This is a genomic window from Ruegeria sp. G2 (genome assembly GCF_056533505.1).
Map to the genome: position 1 here is coordinate 290,589 of NZ_JBQFON010000004.1, position 12,493 is coordinate 303,081.

Consider the following 12,493-nt stretch of genomic DNA (forward strand, 5'->3'; position numbering starts at 1 on the left):
CTCATTGATTTACAGCCATAATAAGACTGTAGCAGCGAGAGCGATGGCCGAGAGGAATACCTTTGGGCATGTGTCTTATCGGGTGGCGACGCCGCCAATCCTTCAGGCGTCCGAACATGACCTCAATGCGGTTGCGTCGTTTGTAGCGGCGCTTGTCGTATCGGACGGGCTTATCGCGTGACTTTCGACCTGGGATACAGGGCTTTTTTCCCCTGTCATTAAGGGCTTCGCGGAACCAGTCGGCGCCATAGCCGCGGTCACCCAGCAGCCAGTCAGCCGAAGGCAGATTGTTTACCAGAATCCTGGCGCCCGTGTAATCGCTCACCTGCCCAGCGGATAGGAGGAAACGGATGGGGCGTCCCAGACTGTCAGTAACAGCGTGCAGTTTCGTATTCATACCACCCTTGGCACGCCCTATCAGCCTGCCACGCCCCCCTTTTTCAACCGCAGGCTGGAAGCCGTGCGGTGCGCTTTGAGGTATGTTGCGTCAATCATGATGGTTTTATGATCTGTTCCCTGCGCAGCCAGCCCGTTCATGATCCGAGCGAACACACTCATATCGCTCCATCGTTTCGAGCGATTGTACAGTGTTTTTGGCGGCCCATATTCTCGCGGCGCATCGAACCAACGTAACCCATTGCGACTGATGAAGATAATTCCACTCAGAACACGTCGATCATCAACCCTCTGCTTACCATGGCTCTTTGGAAAGTAATGCTGAAGCCGCTCCATCTGCTCGTCAGTCAACCAGAATAGATTGCTCATGTTATACCCCTGAAACTCACGGGTATGAATCACGCAGGCCGGATGACGGCAACCAAATTATTAGGTTCAGAACATAACAATCAACTTTGACCAGTCAGATGAGGCTGCTCATATTCAGTTAATGCCCTTCGGGGCTCTATTCAACGAACTAGGAACAAATCGTTGACAAATTATTGATGTATGAAAAATCTTGTAGTCCAAATATGATGATGAGCTAGGATCATTTTTCAGTCTGATAGTGTCAGTAAGATATAGGTTAAAGATGGAAACAGAGAAACATGGCACATTGCTTTTGTACGCCCCTGCCCCCCTTTATTCCCAAAATGACACTCTGTTTGCAGAGGATCAGGCTTTGAATGGTCTGAGACTTTGGGCGAAATCTTTTGAGCGCGTCATGGTGATGATGCCGCTTATGAAAGGGGCCCCACCTCAAGGTTGGAGTTCGATAGAAATCAGCAAGAATTTGCTTGATCGGGTTGAGATTATCCCAATGCCGGAGGCCTTTCGTCCGGATCAGTTTTATAGACAATTACGCGCAACCAGACGCCGAATAGCAGGGTATATCGCTCAAGCCGACTATCTCTCTTTCGCTATTGGCGGTCTGTTCGGTGATTGGGGATTAGTATCTTGCAGCGTTGCGGTTCAAATGAACAGACCGCATGCTGTTTGGACAGATAGTGTACACTCGCAAGTAGTGTGGAGGACACGAAACGAAGGAAACTGGCGTAGGCGCCTAATGGCACGTGTGACTTACCTTCCGATGGTGGTGTACGAGAGGAAAGCAATACGCCAAGCGAACCTCGGCCTTTTCCACGGGCGTGACACGTTCGAAACCTACAAACAATATTCGGTCAACCCGCAGATTGTGCACGATATTCATTATAGCGCTGAAGACCATATCACAGAGACAGCATTAAACCGTAAGATTGAGGGCGCCCAAAGTGGTCCGATTAAAATAGTCTATACGGGCCGAGCTGAAGAGTTAAAAGGGCCTCTGGACTGGATAGAAGTTCTGGAAAATCTCGCCTCGGATGGGATAGATTTTCAGGCTACGTGGCTGGGCGGCGGATCGCAGATGTCGCGGATGAAAGAGCGTATTGCCCGGAGCGGGCTGTCGGACAGGGTTCGAACGCCTGGGTTTGTCTCAGATCGAGAAGAGGTCTTAAAGGCAATTCAAGAGGCACATATATTCCTATTTTGCCACAAAACACCTGAGTCCCCCCGTTGCCTGATCGAAGCTCTTATTTCAGGCACGCCATTGATTGGGTATGATAGCGTATACGCTCGAGATCTCGTGGATGTCCATCAGGGTGGAAAATTCGCTAAAATCGGAGAAATTGATAAGCTATCAAGTCTTATCGAAGAGCTCGAAATAGATCGTACCTTCCTCGCGGACCTCATCACCAAAGCAAAACTGGATGGCGAGCCATTCGACGATGAAGCGGTTTTTATCCATCGCAGCGATTTGATCAAAAAGCACCTACCCGTTAATCCATGAAGCGTCTTCACGATTGTGATTTGGATCACTTTCTCCTTTCTATACAATTCTGAAAAAGCCCACCATTTTTCCAATGATGGGCCCTTATAATCACAAAAGCAGAGAAATTGTATCTGCGTTTAGCTCGCAGAGATCAGATATCGAAGACCTCAATGGTGACGGTTGCTTCGGTCAACTGACCGGAGGAATCCGCAACCCAGTAATCGAAGCTATCCGTTCCCTCATAGCCGAGATCTGGCTGATACAGCAAACTGCCATCTTCCTGCACGTATACGTCACCATGCTCAGGGTCAGTGAAACCGCTGACATTCAGCACCGCATCTTCTGCATCAGAGTCATTGGCCAGCACGTCAACCAGGATTCCCTGACTCACGTTGGTGGAGAAATTGTCATCCCGTGCATCCGGAGCTGATCCACCCAGATTGATCACACCATTATATCTGGCACCGTTTGCGGCATTGTTGATCATCCAGTTGTTGGCCAGCTCTTCATGGGTCATTTCCAGCGTCACAACGTGAGTGATCCGGGTCAATTCACCAGTGGCGCGGTCGGCAAGGAAATCGTCGATCAGAATGACATTTCGGCCATCTGGCGTGGAATAATATCCCTCTTCCGAGATGATGTGGATGATATGATTATAGAAATCGAGCTCCAGTGGATCCTGAGACAACACACGATCGCGGGTTCCGATCGAGTCCGTCTTGATCCCGTCGAAACTGAAGCTCTCACCCACTGCAAGGCTGGTGTCGCCATTGTGGATAAACTCCATCCGACCAGGTGTGAGATCATCTGATGTCAGCAATTGATGCTGGTTCGGATTGAAACCATAAAGATCAGTTCGGTTGTTGATGCCTTCATAATCAATAATGATGTGGGCGATGTCTTCATCCGGAACGGTCCAGTGCGGATCCCATTCCATGTCAACACCTCTGTCAAAGCCTTCGACACGCAGACCATTGAACACCATATCGGTCGTGTTGCTGCCTAGAAGTACCCCATAATGCGTGACATCGCCAAACCGCTCGGTCGTGTTGATCAGATCAAAGTCTATCAGCGTGTAATGCGATGTATAGCTCAGATTTACCCCGTTCGCGGTCTCCCAGTTCAGGAACCCGTCAAACACAGATCGGATTTCATGCGTCTCCTGCCAAGGCATGTCTTTGAGAACGATAATGCCTGTGTTTGTTCCAAAGGCTTCATTGTCACGGAAACCCTGAATCGGAGCATAGTTGTTCAGAATCTCATCTTGACCATACGCGATCTCGGGGTGATCCAGGTTTGCAGAGTCAGGATTCTCTTTGCTGTTGCGATGCATCCAGACGAAGCCGTTATTGGTGTTCGCCGCGACGTTTTCAGCCGCTTCCACCAGACGTCCGGCGAAAAAGAAACCGTCTCCAGTGTGGCCGGTGTCCTGCGCGGCGACGCGCGTTGCGTCTTTGACGTTCCAGTCACCCCAGTTGGTACCTTCGACGTTGATCGCCATATTTCTGAGCCAAATACCGGTTTCATCCCCGGCTTCTGCCGCGAAGGCTGCACCAAAAATGTCGAAGGCGACGTTATCGGTGAAATTCGCATTACTGGAGTGGTGCACAAAACCCCAACCCGGAGAGCCATCAACAACGTTCCCGACAGCCATTGCCGGATCATCTGGGTCCGACGTACCGGTTCTGTGGAAATGAAGAGAATAGCGTCCCTGAATATTGCTGTCTGGCTCTACAACCGCCAGATCCGCTGTGCTCTGAACGGCGAGGAAAGATTTATCGGTACGACCAAGATCCTCGAACGCTGCGTAACGCACATCGACATCATCGTTATGCATAAACATCACGTGCCCGCGATGATGAGTTTCGGTGGCGTCACCATCCTCGCTCGAGATCGTGATGTTGCGTGACATGTTCGAGACGTAAGCGAACAGATCTTCGCGCGGAGTATCATGATCATACTCCAAAGGAGGTTCAAAGATAATCTGGTTGCCGTTGATCGCCGTGATCGTCAGTTCTTCATCCTGAGGCTCGACATAACCCTCTATGGTACTGGAATGGCCCCTCTGGTGCGTGCCAGTAAGTACAATTTTGTCGCCCACTTGCCAGCCATCGGGCACCTCAGACAGAGACAAACTAGTATCTCCAGTCATCGGTGCTTCAGAGACATTCAAAAACGCGTCTTTCTCAGCGCCATAAATCTCAACCTGGCCGTGCGAAATCACCCCGCGCGACAGCAAGGATGGATCCCAGTTGACGTCGATATCACCATTGTTGGCAATGACAATGTCGACATTCACATTCGCCGCAATCGGATTCTCGGCGGTGCCAATTTCAAGCCGGCCCGATGTATCAACCACCAATGTGTCGACAACCATGCGGCTATCAATATCGGTTGCGAATGAAAGCTCACCATCGACACGAACCGTGAACAACGAAGCTTCACTTTCGCCATTATAACGGACCGCAATGTTTTTCGGGATCAGAACATTGGCCCCTGCATCCGGTATTCTACCTTCGTGCCATGTATTGGGATCGAACCAGTCGCCATCAGACACCGCCACATGCGTTGCCTCTGAGCGCGGAACCAGGTCCAGCAATTGGCCGTGTTCCACCATCCTGCTCGTGTCATCGCCATGCGCATGCGCATTCGGTTCGGCCATCACCGCTTCAACGAAAGCATCATACTCTTCCGGGCTGGTCGGTTCCGGGATTGTGCCCGGAATGTTGGCACCGCCGTGGTCCACATGGTCATCTCCACCATGACCGCCATGGCCACTGTGGTCGGTTCCGTCGGTGGTATCAGTGCCATCTGTGGTGTCAGTACCGTCGTCACCGCTATGATCCGTACCATCGGTGGTATCGGTCCCGTCTGTCGTGTCCGTGCCATCGTGACCGCCGTGGTCCGTACCGTCCGTGGTATCGGTGCCATCTGTGGTGTCAGTACCATCGTGACCGCCGTGGTCCGTACCGTCCGTGGTATCGGTCCCGTCTGTCGTGTCAGTACCATCGTGACCGCCGTGGTCCGTACCGTCCGTGGTATCGGTGCCATCTGTGGTGTCAGTACCATCGTGACCGCCATGATCCGTACCATCTGTGACATCAGAGCCGTCCGTGGTGTCGGTACCATCTGTCGTATCGGTACCGTCGTGCCCGGAATGATCCGTATCATCTGCACCGTTTGCCGGTTGCGTCAGGCTGTCGCCCGAGATAACTTCGGTCGCCCCGTTTGTATCGGGACCGCTCCATTCCAATCTGAGGACCTGTTCGCCCCAAATCTCGAAATACCGGATTTCGATGTCGTGTTCGCCCGCTTCCAGATCAAGTGTGACCGGGACAGTTACGCCAGCATGGGCGCCGTCATTGTCGATAACCTGCTCACCATTCAGATAAAGCGCAGAGCCATCATCAGACGTCAGATAAATCGTGTAAGTTCCGGCCGCTGCCACATTCAGTGTGCCAAAATAACGCGCCGCGAACTCATCATGCACACCGCTCTCCCAGAAAGGGTCATTTGAGCTTTGGAAGTTCAGTTCAGAAACGGAACCAGTGGCATCAGGCGTCGCATCGAAATCGATATCCGCAAGGCTCCAAGCCGCTGTTGGCAATACAAAATACTGAGCGGCAAGACCTCGATTTTGTGTCGCCTGATCGTCTGTGGTGCCAGTACCATCATGCCCACCGTGATCGGTACCGTCTGTCGTATCGGTACCGTCAGTGGTGTCCGTACCATCCGTGGTGTTGGTACCGTCGTGCCCACCGTGATCGGTGCCGTCTGTCGTATCGGTACCGTCTGTGGCGTCCGTACCATCCGTGGTGTCGGTACCGTCCTGCCCACCGTGATCGGTGCCGTCTGTCGTATCGGTACCGTCTGTGGCGTCCGTACCATCCGTGGTGTCGGTATCGTCATGCCCACCTTGATCGGTGCCGTCTGTCGTATCGGTACCGTCTGTGGCGTCTGTACCATCCGTGGTGTCGGTACCGTCGTGCCCACCGTGATCGGTGCCGTCTGTCGTATCGGTACCGTCTGTGGCGTCTGTACCATCCGTGGTGTCGGTATCGTCATGCCCACCTTGATCGGTGTTATCCTGATCCGCATCGGGGGCAGCGGCAGGTTCGCCATGACTCAAGCTGTTGCCACTAATCGGCACTTTGGCACCATCCGTATCCGGACCGCTCCACTGCAGCCTCAGCGTCTGTGCACCTGAGTATTCGAAATACAAAAGCTCAAGATCATGGGATCCCGCGGTCAAAAACAGAGTCTCGTGGATTTCGGTGGTCCCGTGACGTCCGTCATTGTCGATGATCTGCACGCCATCCAGAGACAAAGCTGAACCGTCATCCGATTCCAGATAAATCGTGTACTCGCCCGCCATTTCAACGTTTAGCTGGCCCGTTATCTCTGCAGCAAAACGGCTGCGTGGGCCATCTTCCCACCACGCTTTTCTGCTCTTTTCATAGTTAACCTCGGTCAAGATCTGTTCGGCAATCGGGTCAGCGTCAAAATTGATCTGATCCAACGTCTTATCCCCACGATTAATCTTGACGAACTTAGCTTCAAGACCGGGATTAGTCGTCGCCTCGGCTACAGTATCCGGCGCAGCCTCTGCGCTGGCCGCTACGCTGTCGGTGCCCTCATTTACCGCGTCGGTATCCGCCGGCAAGGAATAGTTAACTACACTGGAGTCGATCAGTTGCAGTTCATTATCAGTATCGGGTCCGCTCCATTCCAGCTTTAGCGTTTGCGCACCGCCACTTTCAAAGTAGCGGACTTCAATTTCATGAGCACCCGAGCTCAATTCCAGCGAAACCGGAACCAGTTTTGCGCCATGGTTACCGTCATTGTTGATGACCAACTCGCCATCAACATAGAGCGCCGAACCGTCATCCGACGTCAAATGGATGGTGTAAACGCCATCCTCAATCACATTGAGGCTTCCAGTGTAGCGCGCGGCGAAGGAATCCTGAGGTCCCCCATCCCAAAAAGCGTCATAGGACCACACCGCATCCAATTCTGTTGCGATCTCGACCGCATCGGGCGATCTGTCAAAGTCAATTTCACTCAGGCTGGAAACCCAATTAGGCAAAACGTAATATTCTGCGACGAAACCCAAGCCTTGAGTTGGGATCCCGAAATTCCGAATATCGATACTGCTCATGACGTTATCCTTGGTTCAGGCAACAAAAGCCGAATTTGGCTCCAATTGATGTGGTGGCGATTACGGGGTACGGAGACACAAAGGCGAAAGTGCGGCGGGACTCTGGCAAATGAACATATCCACGGCGGAATTGTGTCCATTCTGAGTACTCTTTTGATAAGGAATAGCTAATAGCCGCAAAATCGCAGTCATTGTTTTAGGGGCCTTTGCCCAGCTGCAAGCCATCTCTCACACATAGTCCTATTGTGCCCAGCGGTCCGTAACCCCCGGGAATCATGGTCGTTTAAACGCAACGAAGTACTAGTTCACCATCCCTGAACAATGGCATACTCAGGGGGCAAATTGCCCACAACCCAGAAATACTGAATGCCATAAACGCAAGCGGGACATTGCCGAGCGCGCCCAATTTTCCGCCGAATTTATGCCCAAGACGCCGATTTTTCCGTGTGCACAGGCCGTTTGGCGCCTATTGCCGCCCAAATTTCATTAATTTTTTCATAGAATCTTCATGTAAGTTGGCAGCAGTACACTGCCGAACGCGGGAAACATGCCCTAGCATTTCAACTACCGGTTTTTTGGGCCCACTGCGTGATAACTTTGAATCGCTTTGCAAAAAACCGCCGGAACAATAAACGTATTTTGGCCGCTCCAGCAAAATCCAGCAACTAACAATAGACAACAACACATTGCTGAGCCATCAAAGGTCATTGGTTCAATAAGAGTGGAATAGTGTTTGTGAATTCCGAAACTGACATTGCGACACAACAAACAGCGCAAGGCCCGGAGTTTCTGTCGCTGGTCAGTCAGCCAACAAAAGCAGGACTTTTTGAAAGTATCGTCAGCTGCTGGGATAAAGGGCAAGGCTTTACGCTGGCCACGTTGAATCTGGACCACATCGTGAAGATGCGTCAGATGCCCGAGTTTCATTCAGCCTATATTGCGCACACTCACGTCGTCGCTGACGGCAATCCCATTGTGTGGCTGTCGCGTCTGGCGGGACGATCCATCGAACTGATGCCCGGCTCAGACCTTATCGCCCCGCTCGCGCGGCTGGCCGCCGAGCACGGCATATCCGTCGCACTGCTGGGGGCAACTCAGGACACGTTGGATCGCGCAGCGGACCTACTGGAAAAGGATAATCCCGGGCTCCGCTTCGTGACAAAGATTGCGCCCCCCTTTGGGCTTGATCCCGATGGGCCCGAAGTTGCCACCTATCTTGAAACAATCCACACGGAAGGTGCGCGCCTGTGCTTCTTGGCCCTTGGTGCGCCCAAACAAGAAATGCTGGCGGTCCGCGGGGCGCAGCTTGCACCAGCCTGCGGTTTTGTCTCGATTGGGGCTGGGCTTGATTTTATCGCAGGCAGCCAGACACGGGCACCGTCCTGGGTTCGCAAACTGGCCTTGGAATGGGTCTGGCGCATGGTTAGCCACCCGGTTCGTTTGGCAACGCGCTACGGGCGGTGTTTGGTCATCTTGCCAAAGTTGTCGTGGCAGGCCTTGTGGGCGCGTTTCACGCGTTGAATCTCGCGCCAGCGGACATTGTCTTGCTCAAGCCTGGGCAACCCCACACCTGCTGACAACAATCGTCAGTAGCCGTATTTATCCAGCGTTTCGAGATAACGGCATTTATTCAATACCACGCCCAAGAGATTGCAGCGTGCCGAAATCTCGTCTTTGCACTTCTCCAGCTCCTCAGCAGTAGAATTTTCCGCAGCGGCCACCAGAAGCACGCAGTCAATCTGATCTAGAAAGGCATATGTATCGTCGCAGGTCAGCATGGGGGGCGTATCGAATAACATGATGTCGGGCTGATACCGCTCTTCCATCCGATCAATGACATGGGCCGCATCTTTGTCCTGAAGCAACTCGGCTGACTCCGGGACCGAGTGGCTATTCAGAGCAAAAGCCAACTTTTCATCATAGCAAACGATGTGATCTTCTGGCTGACTTTCACCTTCCAACGCTTTAGCAAAGTGATATTCACCTGTTTGCAGCAACTTGTGAATCGATGGGCGGCGCAGGTCGAGATCGACCAATATCACCCGGGTATTTCGCTGACGCGCAAAGCTAAAAGCTAGATTCAGACACAGAGTTGTCTTGCCACAGGCAGAACCGGGCGATGCGATTGCGACCCGGCGCCAGTTATTGCTTTGCATCTGATGCATCATACGTGTGCGCAACACATCGAAGGATACAGATTCTGTAGTCGCCTCGTGGCCGGAAATACGTGCCCGCATCAACTGCTTCGGATTCAATTTATACTTGGGCAGGTCTGCCCACAGCTTTTCCTTAAGTGAAGCAGGAGACCCCTCTGGCTGCAGTGTTTCGACCGGCGTCGGCGCGGAGGTCTGCTCCTTTTTATCTGCATCAGAAACTCTCCGCGCTTCGCGGGCTTTCTGGATGGCAGTTTGAATACGTTCCATAACCTTCGTGTCCCGTTATCCCAAATTCAACCGATCAAGCAAATATGTCGCGCCAAGCTTTTCGGCGACCTTTTCGATAACAAGATCAAGTGGCAAGTAATATAAGTGAATGAGATACAAAGCCGCAACTGCACCCACGATCGGAAGGCACAGCCCAGCGACAATCATGCTGCGACGGATAGCGATCTCGCGTCTCGTCCACATATATGGCACAGTTCCAAAAACAGGTTCGCCAAGACGCGAGGATATATCGACAGGTCTACGTACCGTCGAATTGAGGACCTCTAGTAGTACAAACAGCCCCCCTGCCAACGCCAAACCGGCGGCCATCCCAATGGCTGCAACTTTTTTGCGACTAGGTTCCGCTGGGAACGTCGGTACAGTGGCATGTTCTGTCACGGTGATGCGCTGGCCGCGAGATTGCGCCTCGATTTGATCGCCGGTGCGAGCCTCAGCGAGGCTGGCCGTCGCCTGAGTGTATTGCAATTGCAGATTATCATAGTCCCGCTCGAGCGTGCCAAGGGCAATCGCATTAGTTGGCGTGGCCTCGATGGATTGGGCCAGTAATTCCAGTTCGGTATTGATGTCGGTTTTTTGAGCCTCGATGAAATCGATCTGCCCATCGATATCGGAAACTTGGAGGTCGAACGCTGTGAAATTGGGTGCCGTTTCAGTGCCAAGACCCAATTGGATATTGGCCGCCTCCAACGCCGCGATCTGACCGTCCAGCGACCGAATGCGCGGATGATCAGATGAATAGATTACAAGAGCCGAGGCCCGCTCGTCCTGCAATTGCCGCAGACGGCGCTGTTCCGGCGTCAGGCTCTCACCGGCCAGGTCCGAACGCCCAGTCCGTTCGTAGACTTCAACAAGCCGGGAACGACGGTCGCGCAGACCCGACAGTTCGCGATCCAACTGCAATATACGTTCCTGCAACGAGGACTGGCGTTCACGGCTATAGGTCAGGCTGTCCGGCAAGGCATCTTTATGCGCCTCTTTGAATTCAAGGATCTTGCGGTTTTGCTCTGCCATTTCACCATCCAAACGAGCCACCTCTTGCACAAAAAAGTCCAGCGTTTGCGCCGCAACACCTGTGCGCATTGCCACGTTCTCTTGCAGGATCTGCGTGACCAGTTCGTTGGTAACCCGGGCCGAATTCTCGGCATCCGGTGCCGCAAAAGATACTGTCACGAATGCGGCCTGATTTCGGGTATCAAAGGGTAACTGAAGCTCAATCCGTTCTTCCATATCCCAGACGATTTCGTCCGATGTCAAATTTGGTTGGTCGTCATGCACGCCAAAGCGGCGCGACAATTCCAGCAAATTGGCCCTTGCCATAACCCGTTGCTGGATAACCTGCAGAATTTCGACGACGCTAGCCTGCACGGTTGTTGAGGCAAGATCTCCCGGGATCTGCGCGGATTCCACAACCAGCCGAGATTGGGCTTTGTAAACCGGCGGCAGCAAAAATGCCGCGTAAATGCCAGCAAGTGTGCAAAACACAATGATAGGGATAATGAAATAGAGCCTGCGCCACACCAAAGAAAGGTAAAACCGGATATCGTTCGTCATGATGTCAGGCCGTTTTTGTCCGAATCCAAACTCGCGGCGAAAAAGGCACCATCGTTGAGGACCATCTCTACCGTGTGCTGCACGACGCCTTTGCGGCCTCGCGTAAAGGCATAAACCATCGACAGATCGCAAAGCTGATTAACCAAACGCGGCACTCCTTTTGTGGACTCGTAGATCTGATCGGTTGCGGCCGGGCTGAAAAAATTGCGTTCGGCCCCTGCTACATCAAGTCTGTGTGCCACGTATTTGCGCACTGTTTTCTTATCCATTGACTTCAAGTGGAAACTCGACGCCACGCGTTGCGCAAACTGACGCATTTCTGGGCGACGGATGATTTCCTGTAGCTCGGGTTGCCCAACCAGGACCAACTGCAACAATTCATCCTTGTTTGAATTGATGTTCGTGAACATCCTGAGCTCTTCCAGCGATTCAGATGTCAGGTTCTGAGCTTCGTCAAATATCAGGATCACCCGGTGACCTTTGGCATATTCCTCAATCAAATGGGCCTGGAAATTGGCAAAGAGGTCGACATAGGTAGCATCAGCAGGGGCGGGCTGATCCAACGCCATTAAGACCCAGCGCAACAGCTCGCCACGATCGCCGTGGGCGTTTGAGATCAAGCCGATCTTCACATCACTCCCGACGCTTTTCAGAAGATGGTGCAACAGCGTTGTCTTGCCAGCCCCCACATCGCCGGTAATCAGGGTGATCGGCGCTCTTGTCAGGATGCCGTACTCCAGCATCGTGTACGCCTGAAGATGAGCTTTCGACCAGAAAATGAATTCCGGGTCGGGTAACAGGGAAAAAGGCCGCTCGGTTAACCCGAAGTGAGCGGAGTAGATGTCAAGCGAACTAGAGTTGTCGCTCGGTGTTTGGCTGGGACGAATATTCAAATCCTCGTACTCATTTACTTGCGCCAACATATCCGAACTCTCGGATATCCCCATAGTGGTTCGGGAATTCAGACTTTTTAGCGCTACACTCTAAACTACAGCTACTATTTACTTACCACCTCTCGTAGCAAACACATGTGATTTAGGCCACAACTTAAGCGGTTTTTCGGGCAACGCGTACAAGACCAGTCATCCTGCGGGG

The 12,493-nt window shown here is 52.5% G+C and carries 6 protein-coding genes and 1 pseudogene; 2 read left to right on the plus strand and 5 right to left on the minus strand.

Going from position 1 to position 12,493, the window contains the following annotated elements; all coding sequences use genetic code 11:
• Positions 1-9: 9 nt before the first annotated feature.
• Positions 10-765 (minus strand): annotated as a pseudogene (locus ACR0DU_RS10245) (IS5 family transposase).
• A 262-nt stretch (positions 766-1,027) separates the two neighbouring features.
• Between ACR0DU_RS10245 and ACR0DU_RS10250 the strand changes: the two are divergent.
• Positions 1,028-2,263: a glycosyltransferase gene (locus tag ACR0DU_RS10250; RefSeq protein WP_480874238.1), complete on the plus strand. Its 1,236-nt coding sequence runs from the start codon at positions 1,028-1,030 to the stop codon at positions 2,261-2,263.
• Positions 2,264-2,396: 133 nt separating this feature from the next.
• Here ACR0DU_RS10250 and ACR0DU_RS10255 read toward each other — a convergent pair whose 3' ends face one another.
• A complete protein-coding gene (locus ACR0DU_RS10255) occupies positions 2,397-7,403 on the minus strand; it encodes a PA14 domain-containing protein (RefSeq protein WP_480874241.1) in 5,007 nt (1,668 codons plus the stop codon).
• 729 nt (positions 7,404-8,132) lie between these two features.
• Here ACR0DU_RS10255 and ACR0DU_RS10260 point away from each other — a divergent pair.
• Complete coding sequence (locus ACR0DU_RS10260) at positions 8,133-8,924, plus strand: WecB/TagA/CpsF family glycosyltransferase (protein WP_480874244.1); 792 nt, start codon at positions 8,133-8,135, stop codon at positions 8,922-8,924.
• Positions 8,925-8,989: 65 nt separating this feature from the next.
• Here the strand turns inward: ACR0DU_RS10260 and ACR0DU_RS10265 are convergent, their stop codons facing one another.
• The 3 genes from ACR0DU_RS10265 to ACR0DU_RS10275 are packed head-to-tail and all read right to left on the minus strand — an operon-like array spanning position 8,990 to position 12,321.
• On the minus strand, positions 8,990-9,826 hold the full coding sequence (locus ACR0DU_RS10265) for a CpsD/CapB family tyrosine-protein kinase (RefSeq protein WP_010442179.1): 837 nt from the start codon (positions 9,824-9,826) through the stop codon (positions 8,990-8,992).
• Positions 9,827-9,841: 15 nt separating this feature from the next.
• Positions 9,842-11,398 carry a GumC family protein gene (locus ACR0DU_RS10270; RefSeq protein WP_480874247.1) on the minus strand — a complete coding sequence of 519 codons (1,557 nt, stop codon included), beginning with the start codon at positions 11,396-11,398 and terminating at the stop codon, positions 9,842-9,844.
• A complete protein-coding gene (locus tag ACR0DU_RS10275) occupies positions 11,395-12,321 on the minus strand; it encodes an ExeA family protein (RefSeq protein ID WP_010442181.1) in 927 nt (308 codons plus the stop codon). The genes ACR0DU_RS10270 and ACR0DU_RS10275 overlap by 4 nt, the downstream gene beginning before the upstream one ends.
• Positions 12,322-12,493 lie beyond the last annotated feature (172 nt).

Coding starts and splice junctions, on each gene's coding strand:
- ACR0DU_RS10250 (WP_480874238.1), top strand. CDS start 1,028: ATGGAAACAGAGAAACATGGCACATTGCTTTTGTACGCCCCTGCCCCC.
- ACR0DU_RS10255 (WP_480874241.1), bottom strand. CDS start 7,403: ATGAGCAGTATCGATATTCGGAATTTCGGGATCCCAACTCAAGGCTTG.
- ACR0DU_RS10265 (WP_010442179.1), bottom strand. CDS start 9,826: ATGGAACGTATTCAAACTGCCATCCAGAAAGCCCGCGAAGCGCGGAGA.
- ACR0DU_RS10270 (WP_480874247.1), bottom strand. CDS start 11,398: ATGACGAACGATATCCGGTTTTACCTTTCTTTGGTGTGGCGCAGGCTC.
- ACR0DU_RS10275 (WP_010442181.1), bottom strand. CDS start 12,321: ATGTTGGCGCAAGTAAATGAGTACGAGGATTTGAATATTCGTCCCAGC.